This is a genomic window from Mycobacterium gallinarum, assembly GCF_010726765.1.
Taxonomy (GTDB): domain Bacteria; phylum Actinomycetota; class Actinomycetes; order Mycobacteriales; family Mycobacteriaceae; genus Mycobacterium; species Mycobacterium gallinarum.
In genome coordinates, this window is record NZ_AP022601.1 from 3,382,853 (window position 1) to 3,398,831 (window position 15,979).

The following is a 15,979-nucleotide window of genomic DNA, read 5'->3' on the forward strand; positions in this document are numbered from 1 at the left end:
CTGATCTCGGTTATACCAACATTGTCAGACTCGACCGGCCTGGTGAGACCCGATAGCGCTCCGCTGCGGCGATGGCCGCCCCGCCCGGAGGCGGAGCGGCCATCGTGTCACATTTCGTGCCTCAGGACTCCGTGTGGATCAGGCCGGGATCACCCAGTGACCCGGCGCCTTGTCGAAGAACGGGTTGACGATCCCGTTCACCGTCGGCATCTTCTTCAGCTGGCCGGGCGGAATGTTGAAGAACGGATTCGGAACGCCGTTGATGAACGCCGCATTCTTCAGCTGTCCCGGCGGAATGTGACCGACCGGCAGCCTGAAGTAGTAATCCACCTCAGGGAACTGCACACTCGGCAGATTCACATCGGGAACGTTGACCGCAGGCAGGTTCACATCGGGAACGTTCACGGCCGGCACATTCACATCAGGGACGTTGACCGCAGGCACATTCACATCAGGAATGTGCGGAATACCCGGGACGGGAATCGGCGGCGGCTGCGGCACAGCGTGCGCGAGCCCCGCGCCCAGGCCGAGCGCGCCGAGTCCGAGTGCACCGGTCATCGTGGTGGTTATTGCCATCTTCTTGAAGTTCATATCGACTCCTTCGCCTTGCTATCACGCGACCGCACCAACGAGCTCGGTGGTAATCGCGTGATGTGTCGGTTTAGGAAATTGCGCGACCGCCTCTGTCTAGCGATCTCGCCGCCCTCGGTATAGACGACAATGCAACACCTTGACCCCCCGACATGTATGTCGGATCGGCACCCACGCGCGTTAACAGTGCCTGCCGATCCAAAGCCGCTGTGCAGCAACGAAACGCCGCGGCGACCAGGGGTTTAGACCGTCGAAATCGAGCCAGAAATCACGTCGACGCTGCCCTGTGGCTTCCCGTCCAGGGCCAGGAGCAGGTCGGCGACCATCTGTATCAGTTCGAGGTCACGGATCCGCGGCGCGGCGACACCGCCACCCGCACGGGGTATGGGGACCTGCACCGTCGACGTCGTCGCGCGGTACGCCGCACTCGGGTAGAGCCGCTTGAGCCGCAGCTGCTGCGAATCCACCAACTGCAACGGCGACAGCTTCAGCGTGGCTTCCGACACCGTGCTCATTTCCGTGACCCCGTAATGCCGGCTCAGCAGTCGCAGCCGGGCCACCGCGATCAAGCGACGCGCGGGTTCGGGCAGCGGGCCGTACCGGTCGACGAGCTCGTCTATCACCGCGTCGACCGCGGCATCGTCGGCCGCCGCCGCCAGTCTGCGGTAGGCCTCCAACCGCAATCGGTCGCTGCCGATGTAGTCCGGGGGCAGATGTGCGTCGACCGGCAGATCGATCCGCACATCCTTCGGTTCCTCAGGCGCCAGAACCGTTTTCCCATCCGCTGCGGCTCGGTAGGCCTCGACGGCCTCGCCGACCAGCCGCACGTACAGGTCGAAACCGACGCCGGCGACGTGACCGGACTGCTCAGCACCGAGAACGTTTCCGGCGCCGCGGATTTCGAGATCCTTCAGCGCCACCGCCATTCCGGCGCCGAGTTCATTGTTCTGCGCGATCGTGGCCAGCCGGTCGTATGCGGTCTCGGTGAGCGGAACCTCCGGCGGATAAAGGAAATACGCGTAACCGCGTTCGCGGCTGCGGCCCACCCGCCCTCGCAGCTGGTGCAATTGCGACAGGCCGAATGTGTCGGCCCGCTCGACGATCAGCGTGTTGGCGTTGGAGATGTCCAGGCCCGTCTCGACGATCGTGGTGCACACGAGGATGTCGAACTCGCGGTTCCAGAAGCCCTCGACGGTCCTCTCCAGCTGCTCCTCGGGCATTTGCCCGTGCGCGACGGCGACGCGGGCCTCGGGCACCAACGCGCGCACCTTCGCCGCGGCCTGGTCGATCGAGCGCACCCGGTTGTGGATGTAAAAAGCCTGCCCGTCGCGCAGCATCTCGCGGCGCAGCGCCGCGGCGATCTGCTTGTCGTCCTGCGGGCCGACGTACGTCAGCACCGGATAGCGCTCCTCGGGCGGGGTGAGGATCGTCGACATCTCCCTGATGCCGGCAAGGCTCATCTCCAGCGTGCGCGGAATTGGGGTGGCGCTCATGGTCAGCACGTCGACGTGGGTGCGCATCGACTTGATGTGCTCCTTGTGCTCGACGCCGAACCGCTGCTCCTCGTCGACCACGACCAGGCCGAGGTCTTTCCACATCACGCCCATCTGCAACAGCCGGTGGGTGCCGATCACGATGTCGACCGAGCCGTCCTTCATGCCCTCGAGCACCGCGCGCGACTCGGCGGGATCGGTGAACCGGGACAGGCCCTTCACGGTGACCGGGAAGCCGGCCATGCGCTGGGTGAACGTCTGAAGATGCTGGTCGGCCAGCAGCGTCGTCGGCACCAGCACCGCGACCTGCTTGCCGTCCTGGACCGCCTTGAAGGCCGCCCGCACCGCGATCTCGGTCTTGCCGTAGCCGACGTCACCACAGATCACCCGGTCCATCGGGACCGGCTTCTCCATGTCGCCCTTGACCTCGGTGATGGCGGTGAGCTGGTCGACGGTCTCGGTGAACCCGAACGCGTCCTCCATCTCGGCCTGCCACGGGGTGTCGGGGGCGAACGCGTGACCGGCCGAGGCCTGCCGCTTGGCGTACAGCGAGACCAGCTCGGCGGCGATCTCGCGCACCGCGCGTCGGGCCTTCGTCTTCGTGTTCGTCCAGTCGCTGCCGCCGAGCTTGCTCAAGGTCGGCGACTCACCGCCGACGTAGCGGGACAGCTGATCCAGCGAGTCCATCGGCACGTACAACCGGTCCGAGCCGCCGCCCCGTTTCGACGACGCATATTCGAGCACCAGGTACTCGCGGCGTGCGCCGCCGACCACCCGCTCGGTCATCTCGACGAACCGGCCGATGCCGTGCTGGTCGTGCACCACCAGATCGCCCGCGGTCAGCGCCAGCGGATCGACGACGTTGCGCCGCTTGGCGGCCAGCCGCTTGCCCTCGGTGGCAGCGACCCGGTTGCCCGTCAGGTCGGTCTCGGTGATCACCACCAGATTGGCGCCCGGGATCACGACACCGTCGTGCAGCGGCCCCTTGAGCACATTGACGATCCCGTCCTTCAGATCCTCGCCCGGCTCCAAACAGACTGCCGCCGTGTCGGATTCGCGCAATTGTTCGACAATGCGGTGCGCGGTGCCGGTGCCGGGCGCGACGACGGCGGCATGCCCGCCGGTGAGGACGTGGGCGCGCAGCATCGCAAAGATCTCTGTGACATTGCTCTGCTGTCCTCGCGCCGACGGCGCCGGACGGATGTCGATCTCGAGTGCCGACTCGTCGGACAGCTGGCTCAGCGTCCACCACGGGTGGCCGCCGTCGCGGGCCGCCGAGCGCGCGTCATCCAACTCGATGAAGCCCGACGCCCCCATCGCCTCGAGGTCGATCGGTGCATCACCGCCGACCGCCGCCGTCGACCACGAGGCCTCCAGGAACTCGCGGCCCGTCTTGATCAAGTCGGCCGCGCGGGTGCGGACCTTCTCCGGGTCGCAGATCAGCACCGGGGTGCCCGCCGGCAGATGCGCGGTCAGCGTCGCCAAGTCGGTGGGGCGCAGCAGCGGCAGCAGCGCCTCCATCCCGTCGACGGGAATGCCCTCGGACAGCTTGGCGAGCATGTCGGGAACGCTGCCGGTCACGGTGTTGTCGATCACCGGGTGCTCGGCGGCCAACTCGAAGGCCCGGATGCGGACGTCGTCGGTCAGCAGCACCTCGCGGCAGGGCACGGCGATGAGCACGTCGACGTCGATCTCGGGGATGGAGCGCTGATCGGCGACGGAGAACATCCGCATCTCGGAGACCTCGTCACCCCAGAACTCGATGCGCACCGGGTGCTCGGCGGTCGGCGGGAACACGTCGAGGATGCCGCCGCGCACCGCGAACTCACCTCGCTTGCCGACCATGTCGACGCGGGTGTAGGCCAGATCAACCAGCCGGGCGATCACTTGATCGAATGTCGCCTCCTGGCCGACGGTCAGTGTCACCGGCTCGATCTCGGCCACGTCGGGGGCCATCGGCTGCAACAGCGACCGGGTGGTCGTGACGACGACGCGCAGCGGCGGACCGAGGCGTTCGTCGTCCGGGTGCGAAAGCCGGCGCAGCAGCATCAGGCGTGCACCGACGGTGTCGACGCCCGGAGACAGCCGCTCGTGCGGCAGCGTTTCCCAGGACGGGAACAGGGCGACGGCGTCGCCGAATACGCCGCGCAGTTCGGCGGTCAGGTCGTCGGCTTCGCGCCCGGTCGCGGTGACGACGAGCAGCGGGCCCGCCGAGGCGAGTGCGCTCGCGACATACACCCGCGCGCTGGCGGGTCCGACCATGGCGAGATCGGCGGGTTTGTCGGCGGCGCGGTCGGCGATCTTCTGAAGCGAAGGATCCCGTAGCGCCAGGTCGACAACTCCGGCGATCGGGGTCTGGACATGGTTGATCCCCGATGCGGTCATGATGCCTCCATCGTAGGCACAGCGATTTCGGTGTCGCTGGTCGCGCTCACCGCGACTCAGTACACCGAAACCGCCCTATTCGTCGAGCAGTGGCGGGTCGTTCTCGAGATGCATCAACCCGTTCCAGCAGAGGTTGACCAGGTGCGCGGCCACGACCTCTTTCTTGGGCTCGCGCACATCCAGCCACCACTGCGCCGTCATCGAGACGGAGCCGACCAGGGCCTGCGCGTACAGCGGCGCCATCTCGGCGTCCAGCCCGCGGCGGGAGAAGTCGCCCGCCAGGATCGAGGACACCTGGTTGACGGCCTCGTTGAGCAGCGTCGAGTAGGTGCTGCCCGACGAGATCGAGGCCGGGGAGTCGCGTATGAGGATGCGGAACCCGTCGGTGCGCTCGTCCACGTAGGTCAGCAGTGCCAGCGCCACCCGCTCGATGCGCAGCCGGGACCGGTTGTTGGTCATCTTCGTCAGAGATGACGTGATGCGGTCCAGCAGCGCGGACATCTCGCGGTCGACCACCACCGCGTACAGCCCCTCCTTGCCGCCGAAGTGCTCGTAGACGACCGGTTTGGAGACGTTGGCGCGCTGCGCGATCTCTTCGATCGAGGCGCCCTCGTACCCGCGCTCGGCGAACAATGACCTCGCGATGTCGATGAGCTGATGCCGCCGCTCCGCACCGGTCATCCTGGCGCGGGGCGTGCGCATGTTGCTATCGGGGCCGTCGGGCTTAGCGGGCACTGCCACGGCTTTCAGGGTATGCCCTTCGACTAACATCACGGGTTGATCGATCCGTCGTGGTGTAATCGGCAGCACCTCTGATTTTGGTTCAGATAGTTCAGGTTCGAGTCCTGGCGACGGAGCACTTGCGCGGCGAAAGTGCGCAAACTGGCCAAGGAAGACGGCGTGTCGCCCGCAGACACGCACGTTCGCGGGGAAGGGAAACCCTATGACCCAGGGGCCCACTGATTCGGCCGTCGTCGTCTTGGCGGCAGGCGCAGGCACCCGGATGCGCTCCGCAACGCCGAAAATGCTGCATGAGATCGCCGGCCGCAGCATGCTGTCGCACGCGCTGCACGCCGTCGCCGACGCGACCCCGCAGCACCTCATCGTCGTCGTCGGCAAGGACCGTGACCTGGTGGTGCCCGCAGTCGACAAGCTGGCAGCCGACCTCGGCCGCGGCATCGACATCGCGGTGCAGGAAGAGCAGCTGGGCACCGGGCACGCCGTCGCGTGCGGCCTGACCGCGCTGCCCGTCGGCTTCACCGGCACTGTCGTCGTCACCTTGAGCGACGTACCGCTGCTGGACGCCGGCACACTCGCCGACCTGATCGCCGTGCACAGTGCCGAATCCGCCGCCGCGACGGTGGTGACGACGACGCTGCCCGACCCGAAGGGTTACGGCCGCATCCTGCGCACCCAGGACGGCGAGGTCATCGGCATCGTCGAACAGGCCGACGCCACCCCTTCGCAGCTGGCCATCACCGAGGTCAACGCCGGCGTCTACGCCTTCGACACCACCGCGCTGCGGTCGGCACTCGGCCGTCTGCGGTCGGACAACGCGCAGCATGAGCAGTACCTGACCGACGTCATCTCGATCCTGCGGTCCGACGGCCACGTGGTGCGGGCCAAGCACGTCGACGACTCAATGCTGGTCGCCGGCGTCAACGACCGGGTGCAGCTGGCCACGCTGGGCGCCGAAATGAACCGGCGCATCGTGACCGCGCACCAGCGCGCCGGGGTGACGATCACCGATCCGGCCTCCACCTGGATCGACGTCGACGTGACCATCGGACCCGACACCGTCGTCTACCCCGGCAGTCAACTGCTCGGGTCGACCCACATCGGCGCGAACTGCCAGATCGGCCCGGACACCACGCTGACGGACGTCACAGTCGGCGACGAGGCAATGGTGGTGCGCACCCACGGCAGTCAATCGGCGATCGGTGGTGGGGCAGCCGTCGGCCCGTTCGCGTACCTGCGACCCGGCACCGTGTTGGGCGCCGACGGCAAGCTCGGCGCGTTCGTCGAGACGAAGAACTCGACCATCGGGGCGGGTACGAAGGTGCCGCACCTGACCTACGTCGGCGACGCCGATATCGGCGAGCACAGCAACATCGGCGCATCCAGCGTCTTCGTCAACTACGACGGCGAGAACAAGAGCCGCACGACGATCGGCTCCCACGTACGTACCGGATCCGACACGATGTTCGTCGCGCCGGTCACCATCGGCGACGGCGCCTACACCGGCGCGGGCACCGTGGTGCGCGAGGACGTGCCGCCGGGCGCACTGGCGGTGTCGGCGGGGCCACAGCGAAACGTCGAGGGCTGGGTGGCGCGTAAGCGACCCGGATCGGCTTCGGCCGCCGCAGCGGCGGCGGCATTGGGCTCAGCCGAGGGCGCGTCCAGTCCATCTGGCGAACAGCCCAGCCAGGACGACGCCACAAAGCCGTGAGCCGGTTGCCAGGTGTTCGGGATTCGGCAACCCGTACGATTGAGCCGATATCGTCCCCGAGCAATGAGGGCACTGTGGGCACCGAGTGGACCGACAACCGCAAAAATCTGATGCTGTTCTCGGGTCGCGCGCACCCCGAACTGGCTGAACAGGTCGCCAAAGAGCTCGACGTCCACGTCACGGCGCAGACCGCCCGCGATTTCGCGAACGGCGAGATCTTCGTCCGCTTCGACGAGTCGGTTCGCGGTTGCGACGCCTTCGTACTGCAGTCGCACCCCGCGCCGTTGAACCAGTGGCTGATGGAACAGCTGCTGATGATCGACGCGCTCAAGCGTGGCAGCGCCAAGCGCATCACGGCGATCCTGCCGTTCTACCCCTACGCCCGCCAGGACAAGAAGCATCGCGGCCGCGAGCCGATCTCCGCGCGGTTGGTCGCCGACCTGCTCAAGACCGCGGGTGCGAACCGGATCCTGACGGTCGACCTGCACACCGATCAGATCCAGGGCTTCTTCGACGGCCCCGTCGACCACATGCGGGCGCAGAAGCTGCTGACCGGCTACATCGCCGAGAACTACTCCGACCACGACATGGTCGTGGTCTCCCCCGACTCGGGCCGCGTGCGTGTCGCCGAGAAGTGGGCCGACTCACTGGGCGGCGTTCCCCTCGCCTTCATTCACAAGACCCGCGACCCGCTGGTGCCCAACCAGGTGAAGTCCAACCGCGTCGTCGGCGACGTGAAGGGCAAGACCTGCATCCTCACCGACGACATGATCGACACCGGCGGCACCATCGCCGGCGCGGTGAACCTGCTGCGCGCCGACGGTGCCAGCGACGTCATCATCGCCGCGACGCACGGCGTGCTGAGCGATCCCGCCGCGCAACGGCTCGCGGACTGCGGTGCACGCGAGGTCATCGTCACCAACACGCTGCCGATCGATGAGGAAAAGCGCTTCCCGCAGCTGACCGTGCTATCGATCGCACCGCTGCTGGCCAACACCATTCGCGCGGTGTTCGACAACGGTTCCGTCACCAGCCTTTTCGACGGGTCGGCGTAGTGCCAGAGGGAATCATCTATCACAACCCGAAGTGCACCACCTCCCGTAAGACGCTGGAGTTGTTGCGGGACAACGGCATCGAGCCGACGGTGGTGCAGTACCTCAAGACCCCACCGACGCGCGCCGAGCTCGCGAAGATGATCAAGGATGCCGGCATCGACGTGCGCACCGCGGTGCGTAAGCGTGAATCTCTTTACGGAGAACTGAATCTCGCCGACGCCACCGACGACGAACTGCTCGACGCGATGACCGAGAACCCGATCCTGATCGAGCGGCCGTTCGTCGTCACCACGAAGGGCACCCGACTGGCCCGGCCTATCGACGCGGTGCGCGAGATTCTGTGAGGGTTCGCCACCGCGTGGTAGCCGCCGCGCTGGCGGTTCTCGCCGCGTCGGGTTGCGCACCGAAACCGCCTGACTACCAGTCGCTTTTGTCGACGACGCCGACGACGACCACGACAACTTCGTCGGGTGACGAGGCGCAGGTGCCCATCGCGACCTACTTGGAACAGAAGGGCGTCGTCGGTGAGCCCATTCCGGCGGACAAGCTGACCGACCTCACGGTGACGTATCCGACACCACCGGGCTGGAAGCCGTTCTTCAACTCGAATCTGTCGCCGGGCACGCGGGTGATCGCCAAGGGCACGACCTATCCGATGGCGATGGTGATCGTCTTCAAGCTCAACGGCGACTTCGATGTCAAGGAAGCCATCGGGCACGGCTACGTCGACGCCGAGATGTCGGAGAACTTCAAGCGCCTCAACGCGTCGATGGACGACTTCAAGGGTTTCCCGTCGGCCATGATCGAGGGCAGCTACGACCTCAACGGTGCGCGGATGCACACCTACAACCGGATCGTCATTGCGACCGGTGCACCGCCGGCCAACAATCGGTACCTCATCCAGTTCACGGTGACGGGCTACGCAGACAAGGCCGTCGAAGAGGCGCCCGATATCGAGGCGATCATCCGGGGCTTCAACGTCGCAGTGCCGAAGGCACCCCCGAAGCGCTGATTTTCCGCGAAACGGTATTCCAGCAGCGAAAGTACGAGTGCCGGCCTGCTGGAATACAGTTTCGCGAACTCACGGCCGCCATCCGCGGGCGACCATCGCGTTCCAGGCCCGTCGGACAATGTCTTTGGGGTGGTCCTCTTTGATGACGCGAAGGACAATCCAGCCGAGGCTCTCGATGATCGGTATGACGCGCCGGTCCTTCACATACTGCGCGCGAGACGTCTGATGCTGCTCGCCGTCGTACTCGGCGACGACCATGAACTCTTCCCAACCCATATCGACGGTGCGAAGTACCTTCCCGTTCTGATCGAAGATTGGTATCTGGGTGGCCGGCCTCGGAAGGCCCGCATCGATATAGAGGAGTCGCAGCCATGTTTCTCGCGGCGAGGCGGCGCCACCGTCGACAAGTGGGAGTGCGTCCTTGAGGAGTTTGACGCCGCGCGCGCCGCGATATCGCTTGGCCATCAGCAGCACATCCTCCGCAGAGAAAGGCCGCGCACGCATCAGCGCGTCCAGTCGCGCGACGGCTTGGCCGCGCTCCAGGAAGCGGCCAAGATCGAAGGCGGTACGGGCGGGCGTCGCAATAGGGATGGCCGACGAGGTGAACTCGTCGTCTGCGATCCGCTCGTTGCGGGCCACCATGCCGGCCGGCGGTCGCGTGTTGTTGTATAGCAGCTCAATGTCTAGGTCGGCATCGACCCAGTCCGCGCCGTGCAACGCTGACGCCGCGACACCGGTGATGATGCCTGCTCGCTTCGACCACAACCACGCCCCTGTCGCGCGATCGGCGAGCGACAGGTCGTGCCATCTAGGCGCGTACACGTTCGGATAGATCGGCCGATACCACCGCGCGAGCTCGTGCCGGGTCACCGTGCCGCGCGCGACGGCTTCGGTGCCGATGAATACCTCCCCCATGGCGAGATACTGCAGACCCGTACCGACATCGCCTGCGAAACTGTATTCCAGCAGACCATCACTCGAACTTCGCCTGCTGGAATACAGTTTCGGCGAACGGAGTCCGTAGGGTGGGCGCCATGAGTCAATGGACCGCCGCCGACCTGCCGTCCTTCGCCGGACGGACCGTCATCGTCACCGGAGCCAACAGCGGCCTGGGCCTGATCACCGCCCGTGAACTGGCCGGCGTCGGGGCCAAGACGATTCTCGCCGTGCGCAACACGGCCAAGGGCGACGAGGCCGCGCGATCCATCACCGGCGATGTCGAGGTGCGCAAGCTCGACCTGCAGGACCTCGCATCGGTGCGCGCGTTCGCCGACGGGGTCGACAACGTCGACGTGCTCGTGAACAACGCGGGCATCATGGCGGTCCCCTTCGCGCTGACCGTCGACGGGTTCGAGAGCCAGATCGGTACCAACCACCTCGGCCATTTCGCCCTGACGAACCTGCTGCTGCCCAAGATCACCGACCGCGTGGTGACCGTGTCCTCCGGCATGCATCTGATCGGCCAGATCAACCTCAAGGACCTGAACTGGAAGGCGCGGCCCTACTCGCCGTGGCGGGCCTACGGCCAGTCCAAGCTCGCCAATCTCCTGTTCACCAGCGAGTTGCAGAAGCGACTCGACGGGGCGGGGTCACCGCTGAAGGCGCACGCCGCCCACCCCGGTTATTCGGCGACAAACCTGCAGGGCAACACCGGACGCAAGCTGGGCGACGCGTTGATGACGTTCGGCAACAAGCTGGCGACCGACGCCGACTTCGGCGCCCGTCAGACGCTGTACGCGGTGGCCGAAGACCTGCCGGGCAATACATTCGTCGGGCCGCAGTTCGCGATGTGGGGTCCGACCGGGCCCACCCCGCTGCGCAGCCCGCTGGCTCGCGACGCCGAGAAGGCCGCTGGGCTGTGGGAGCTGTCCGAGCAGCTCACGGACACCAAGTTCGGGCTCTGATTTGGGGTTGAGCTGCGGCTGCGGCTACCCTGGCTGCTAATCACGGCGAGGGTGGGCAGCCACCGTTATCGACGCGAACCATCTAGAGGTTCCCTGGCCGTGCTCGACACGACACAGGAGTTGAACCCAATGGCCAAGAACGCGCCGAACAACATCGCCGCAGCAATCCGCACGGAAACCGGCAAGGGTGCGTCGCGCCGCGCGCGCCGCAACGGCAAGGTACCCACCGTCCTCTACGGCCACGGCAGCGAACCGCAGCACCTCGAGCTCAATGCCCACGACTTCGCCGCGGTGCTGCGCCACGCCGGCACCAACGCGGTGCTCACCCTCGACATCGAGGGCAAGGAGCAGCTCGCGCTGACCAAGGCGCTGACCCTGCACCCGATCCGCCGCAACATCACGCACGCCGACCTGCTGGTCGTGCGCCGCGGCGAGAAGGTCACCGTCGAGGTCAACGTCATTGTCGAGGGCGAAGCGGCGCCGGGCACGCTGGTCACCCAGGACAGCAACAGCATCGAGATCGAGGCCGACGTGCAGTCGATCCCGGAAAACCTCACCGTCTCGGTCGAGGGCGCCGAGATCGGCACCCAGTTCGCCGCGAGCGCGATCCCGCTGCCCGACGGTGTTTCGCTGGTCTCCGATCCCGAATTGCTCGTCGTCAACGTCGTCGCCGCCCCGACCGAGGAAGACCTCGAGGCCGAGGGCGCTGGCGAAGCCGCCGAGGGTGAAGCGGCCGAAGGCGAAGCCGCCGAGGGCGAAGCGGCCGAGGGCGAGGGCGAAGCCGGCGAGGCACCCGCCGCGGAATCCGAGTAGCACGCGATGGCCGAACCCCAACTTGTGGTCGGCCTCGGCAACCCCGGTCCGCAGTACGCCACCACGCGGCATAACCTCGGCTTCCTCGTCGCCGACATCCTCGCCGATCGCATCGGCTCGGGTTTCAAGGTGCACAAGAAGTCGGGGGCCGAGGTGGTCACCGGTCAGCTCGCCGGCCGTCCGGTGGTGCTCGCCAAGCCGCGCTGCTACATGAACGAGTCCGGGCGTCAGGTCGCGCCGCTGGCCAAGTTCTATTCGGTGGCGCCCGCCGACATCATCGTCATCCACGACGAGCTCGACATCGACTTCGGCCGCATCCGGCTGAAGTTCGGTGGCGGGGTCGCCGGGCACAACGGCCTGCGATCGGTGGGCTCGTCCCTGGGCTCCAACGACTTTCAGCGTGTCCGCATCGGAATCGGTCGCCCGCCCGGCCGGATGGAGGGCGCAGCGTTCGTGCTCGGCACGTTCACCTCGGCGGAGTGGAAAGAGGTGCCGACGATCTGCGAGCAGGCCGCCGACGCCACCGAACTGCTGATCTCCCAGGGGTTGGAGCCGGCGCAGAACACCGTGCACGCCTGGGGCTAGTACTGCGCGAACGTGGCACCGGCAGGCCAGGTTTGGCGCGCGCGGCCCGGGTCTCGGCTCCGAATCGTCGACGACACTGGCGCACAACCGACGTGCGGAGGAGCGATGCACATCACTGTCGATTACGAGCTGTGCGAAGGCCACGGTCAATGCATCCTGGCCGCGCCCGAGGTTTTCGACCTGCCCGACGACAGCGAGCAGGTGGTGCTCCTCGACCCAGATCCACCGCCGGTCGCATATGCCGCCGTCATTCAGGCCGCGGCAATGTGCCCCGCCCAGGCGCTTCGCATCGAGGACTGACGCCTCAGGGCGGCTGGCCGTCGGCCGTGTCGTCGAGCAGTCCGCACCGCCCGGCCAGCCCCGCCGCAGCGATCCGGTTGGTCACTCCGAGCTTGTGCAGCAAGGAGGCCACCATGCGCTTGGCGGTGCGCTCCGACACCAGCATCCGGTTGGCGATGTCGACGGTCTCCATGCCGGTCGACAACAGCACCCACAACTTGAGGTCGGCCGGGCTCAACGCGGCGAGCAGAGCCTCTGGCGGCTTGCGGATATTGCTCAGCAGGCCTTCGAGCACCTTGGTGTCGACGACGCGCATGCCCGCCGCGATCGTGTACAGCGGTCCGGCCAGCGCTTCTGGCCGAACCGCCTTGGAGAGGAATCCGTCGGCCCCCGACCGCAGCGCCTCCTCGGCCAGCTGCGGGTCGTCGGTGCCCGACAAGGCCAGGACGCGGGTCCGCGGATGACGTTTCTTGATGTGCCGGATGGCGGCGACGCCCCCAAGGGGTGGCATCGTCAGGTCGACGATCGCGACGTCTGCATCGCACGATGCGACCAGGTCGGCGGCCTCCTCGACGAAGGTCGTCCGCCCGCCGATGACGAACTGATCGCCCCAGTCGCGTGTCAGTAACAGCTCGAGCCCCTCGGCGAACAGTTCGTGGTCGTCGACGATCACCACCACGTAAGGCCGCTGGCTCATGGGCCGGATGCTAGATGCTGCGTCGAATCCGCGTCTATGGTCGGCGCGTGAACCGGTTCCCCTCGATCAGCTCCAGCGAGGACGGCTACGGCCTGGCGCATCTGGTGGTCGCGGTGCGCATCGCGGTAGTGGTGTCGATCATCGTCCTGGTGGCGGTCGGGCCGCACTGGCTGCGGGCCCAGCTCGCCGGCGTGGCCGTCGTGCTGGGCGTGGCGTTGGGCTATGCGGCGCTCATGATGACCAGGCCACAGTTCGAGGTTCGCCGCACTCGCTATTCGTGGCTCGTGACTGCCGCGGACGCGGTCCTCAGTTTGGCGGTGATCGCGCTGACGGGCGGTGTAGCGAGCCCGGTGGTAGCGGCACTGGTGATGGTCGTCGTCGCATCGGCGGCGCGGTTGTCGTTCCCCCAGACCGTGCTGGTGGCCGTGCTGGTAGGTCTCGGCTATATCGGTGTGACTGCGTGGATCAGCGCCGACACGTCGCTACCCGCAGCACCTCGCGTTTTGGGCGTGTGGTGGGCGTTGATGCTGGTGTTCGTCGCGCTTCTGGGCGGTGGTCTGTCCTTGCTCGTCGAGCGTGAGCAGCGGTCACTGACGCGCCTGGTCGTGGAAGCCGAGGCCGAGCACGCCGCGGCCGAGGAGGAACGCGATCTGCGCGCCCGGCTGCTGCGGTCCTATGAATCGCAGCAAGAGGGACTGCAGGTGTTACTGCACGAGTTCCGTACACCGGTGGCCTCGTTGGAGGCCCTGGCCGGTGCACTGACCGACGGCGCCTCACCGATGGAGCCAGCCGACCGTGACGCGGCGATCGCTCTGGCCGGCCGGCATGCCCGCCACCTCAACGACATGCTCGACGCGCTCGCCGACGTAGCACTGAGCAGACGTCCGACGTTCTCACCCGGCCGGCTACGACGCGTCGACGTCGCGGCTCTGATCGGCGAGGCGGCCGACGCGGCCGGGCTGACGAGCGCGCGCCTCGAGGTCGCAGTCACCGGGGATGTGTCGGCGGTCGACATTGACGCGCAAGGACTGCGCCGAGTGCTGACCAACCTGCTGGAGAACGCCGCGCGACATGGCCGTGGCCTGCCGATCGACGTCACGTGCGCGCGCACCGACACGAATCTCACCATCTCGGTGGCCGACCGCGGCCCCGGCGTGCCTGCGGAGAGCCTGGGCGACCTGACCGCAAAATTCGTCAGCCTCGGCGGCCAGCGCGGGACGGCCGGCCTCGGACTGTGGATCGTGCAGCAGATCGTCGAGGCGCTCGGCGGGTCACTGCGATTCTCGGCCCGAACGGGGGGCGGACTGGTCGCAACCTTCACGCTGCCGCTGAGCTGAACGGCCCGCACGGTCCACGCATTGGGCACGCGGGGGCCGCGAATGGCACGGCCGCCGAGTCTGCTCGGCGCTCTCGGAGTTCAGCATGACCACATGACCACTGCGGCGACGACGACGCACAAAGACATCGACCTGAGCGCCCGCGCGTTCTGGGCCAAACCCCCCGAAGAACGTGATCGGGCGTTCGAGGTGCTGCGCAGAGAGAACCCAGTGCCGTGGAGCCGGCCGGCCGAATCGGACCTGCTACCGCCCGAGCTCAACACCAGGGGCTTCTGGTCCCTGACCAAACAGGAGGACATCCGGATGGCCAGCCGCCATCCGGAGATCTTCTCCTCCGCCCAGGGCATCACGATGGAGGACTTCGCACCTGAGGCGGTCGAGATCGCCCAGTCCTTCATCGCGATGGATGCACCCCGGCACACCCAGCTGCGGGGCATCACGACCGACGCCTTCAAGCCGAAAAACGTCCGACGGCTCGAAGACTGGATCCGCGGGCACGCCCGCGATCTGGTCACCGAAATGGCCCACCTCGGCGAGGGTGACTTCGTCGAGCTGGTGTCGGTGAAACTGCCCGGACGCATCTTCGGCAGCTTCTTCGGGTTGCCGGAAGGCGACCTGCGTGACAAGGCGGTCCGCGCGGCGCAGCGCCTGGTGGGCTGGACCGACCCGAACATCCGCGGCGAGCAGAGCGAACTCGAGCTGTTCATGGCGGCCGTGATGGACCTCCATGAGGTCGCTTCAGTGTTGATCCCACAGCGGCGGACCAACCCCGGCGACGACCTGCTGACGTGGATGGTGCAGGCCGAGTTCGACGGCAAGAAGATGACCGACGACGAACTGAAGGCGTTCTTCGTCCTGCTGGGCGTCGCCGCCAACGACACCACCCGGCACGCCTCGGCGCACGCCATCTACACGTTGTCGAAGTTCCCCGACCAGCGTGCGTTGCTCGTCGAGGATGTCGAGGGTCGGGCCGGCACCGCCGTCGAGGAGGTGCTGCGCTGGTCCTCGCCGCTGCTGCACATGCGACGCACCGCCATGCAAGACATCACCGTCCGAGGATCGGAGATCAAGGCGGGCGACAAGGTGGTGCTGTGGTACTACTCGGGCAACCGCGACGAGGACGTCTTCGAGGACCCACACACCTTCAACATTTTGCGAAATCCCAACCCGCACATTGCCTTCGGTGGTGGCGGCCCACACTTCTGCCTCGGCGCTGCGCTCGCGCGCACCATGCTCAAGTCGTTGCTCACCGAGGTGTACACGCGGATCCCCGACATCTCGGCTCCCGAGCCCGACTTCGCGCTGGCCAACTTCATCAACGGCATCAACCGCCTGCCCGCCACCTGGACACCCGAGAAGCGCTGAGAGACGAGTCCCAG

General features: G+C 66.9%; 15 protein-coding genes and 1 tRNA gene. 11 read left to right on the forward strand and 5 right to left on the reverse strand.

All coding sequences use genetic code 11. The features are described from left to right. Positions 1-138 precede the first annotated feature (138 nt). The 3 genes from G6N42_RS16450 to G6N42_RS16460 all read right to left on the reverse strand — a co-directional run bounded on the left by G6N42_RS16450 (position 139) and on the right by G6N42_RS16460 (position 5,150). Complete coding sequence (locus tag G6N42_RS16450; protein ID WP_163730546.1) at positions 139-591, reverse strand: hypothetical protein; 453 nt, start codon at positions 589-591, stop codon at positions 139-141. Between the two features lie 242 nt (positions 592-833). Continuing rightward, complete coding sequence (mfd, locus tag G6N42_RS16455) at positions 834-4,469, reverse strand: transcription-repair coupling factor (RefSeq protein WP_163730547.1); 3,636 nt, start codon at positions 4,467-4,469, stop codon at positions 834-836. A gap of 75 nt (positions 4,470-4,544) precedes the next feature. Then, on the reverse strand, positions 4,545-5,150 hold the full coding sequence (locus G6N42_RS16460; RefSeq protein WP_163737674.1) for a TetR/AcrR family transcriptional regulator: 606 nt from the start codon (positions 5,148-5,150) through the stop codon (positions 4,545-4,547). A gap of 104 nt (positions 5,151-5,254) precedes the next feature. Here G6N42_RS16460 and G6N42_RS16465 point away from each other — a divergent pair. The 5 genes from G6N42_RS16465 to G6N42_RS16485 all read left to right on the forward strand — a co-directional run bounded on the left by G6N42_RS16465 (position 5,255) and on the right by G6N42_RS16485 (position 8,985). Continuing rightward, positions 5,255-5,326, forward strand: a tRNA-Gln gene (locus G6N42_RS16465). An 86-nt stretch (positions 5,327-5,412) separates the two neighbouring features. Further along, positions 5,413-6,918 (forward strand): bifunctional UDP-N-acetylglucosamine diphosphorylase/glucosamine-1-phosphate N-acetyltransferase GlmU, encoded by a 1,506-nt coding sequence (glmU, locus tag G6N42_RS16470; RefSeq protein ID WP_163730548.1) that lies wholly within the window; start codon positions 5,413-5,415, stop codon positions 6,916-6,918. A 74-nt stretch (positions 6,919-6,992) separates the two neighbouring features. After that, positions 6,993-7,973, forward strand: coding sequence for a ribose-phosphate diphosphokinase (locus G6N42_RS16475; RefSeq protein WP_163730549.1), 981 nt, complete (start codon positions 6,993-6,995; stop codon positions 7,971-7,973). Further along, positions 7,973-8,317 (forward strand): arsenate reductase (glutaredoxin), encoded by a 345-nt coding sequence (gene arsC / locus G6N42_RS16480; protein ID WP_163730550.1) that lies wholly within the window; start codon positions 7,973-7,975, stop codon positions 8,315-8,317. The genes G6N42_RS16475 and arsC overlap by 1 nt, the downstream gene beginning before the upstream one ends. Continuing rightward, positions 8,314-8,985, forward strand: coding sequence for an LpqN/LpqT family lipoprotein (locus tag G6N42_RS16485; protein WP_163730551.1), 672 nt, complete (start codon positions 8,314-8,316; stop codon positions 8,983-8,985). Before arsC ends, G6N42_RS16485 begins: the two co-directional genes overlap by 4 nt. A 69-nt stretch (positions 8,986-9,054) precedes the next feature. On the opposite strand, the gene G6N42_RS16490 is transcribed toward G6N42_RS16485, so the two are convergent. Then, positions 9,055-9,900 (reverse strand): hypothetical protein, encoded by an 846-nt coding sequence (locus G6N42_RS16490; RefSeq protein ID WP_163730552.1) that lies wholly within the window; start codon positions 9,898-9,900, stop codon positions 9,055-9,057. A 119-nt stretch (positions 9,901-10,019) separates the two neighbouring features. Between G6N42_RS16490 and G6N42_RS16495 the strand changes: the two genes are divergently transcribed. The 4 genes from G6N42_RS16495 to G6N42_RS16510 all read left to right on the forward strand — a co-directional run bounded on the left by G6N42_RS16495 (position 10,020) and on the right by G6N42_RS16510 (position 12,587). Beyond that, entirely contained in the window at positions 10,020-10,889 is an 870-nt protein-coding gene (locus tag G6N42_RS16495) for an oxidoreductase (protein ID WP_163730553.1), read from the forward strand. A 129-nt stretch (positions 10,890-11,018) separates the two neighbouring features. Continuing rightward, positions 11,019-11,702: a 50S ribosomal protein L25/general stress protein Ctc gene (locus G6N42_RS16500; protein WP_163730554.1), complete on the forward strand. Its 684-nt coding sequence runs from the start codon at positions 11,019-11,021 to the stop codon at positions 11,700-11,702. Between the two features lie 6 nt (positions 11,703-11,708). Further along, positions 11,709-12,287, forward strand: a complete 579-nt coding sequence (gene pth, locus G6N42_RS16505) for an aminoacyl-tRNA hydrolase (protein ID WP_163730555.1) — start codon at positions 11,709-11,711, stop codon at positions 12,285-12,287. A 105-nt stretch (positions 12,288-12,392) separates the two neighbouring features. Beyond that, positions 12,393-12,587, forward strand: coding sequence for a ferredoxin (locus tag G6N42_RS16510; protein ID WP_163730556.1), 195 nt, complete (start codon positions 12,393-12,395; stop codon positions 12,585-12,587). A 4-nt stretch (positions 12,588-12,591) separates the two neighbouring features. Here G6N42_RS16510 and G6N42_RS16515 read toward each other — a convergent pair whose 3' ends face one another. Continuing rightward, positions 12,592-13,263 carry a response regulator transcription factor gene (locus G6N42_RS16515; RefSeq protein WP_174262095.1) on the reverse strand — a complete coding sequence of 224 codons (672 nt, stop codon included), beginning with the start codon at positions 13,261-13,263 and terminating at the stop codon, positions 12,592-12,594. A gap of 47 nt (positions 13,264-13,310) precedes the next feature. Between G6N42_RS16515 and G6N42_RS16520 the strand changes: the two genes are divergently transcribed. After that, positions 13,311-14,600: a sensor histidine kinase gene (locus tag G6N42_RS16520; protein WP_232076173.1), complete on the forward strand. Its 1,290-nt coding sequence runs from the start codon at positions 13,311-13,313 to the stop codon at positions 14,598-14,600. A gap of 93 nt (positions 14,601-14,693) precedes the next feature. Next, positions 14,694-15,965, forward strand: coding sequence for a cytochrome P450 (locus G6N42_RS16525; protein ID WP_163730558.1), 1,272 nt, complete (start codon positions 14,694-14,696; stop codon positions 15,963-15,965). Positions 15,966-15,979: the final 14 nt, after the last annotated feature.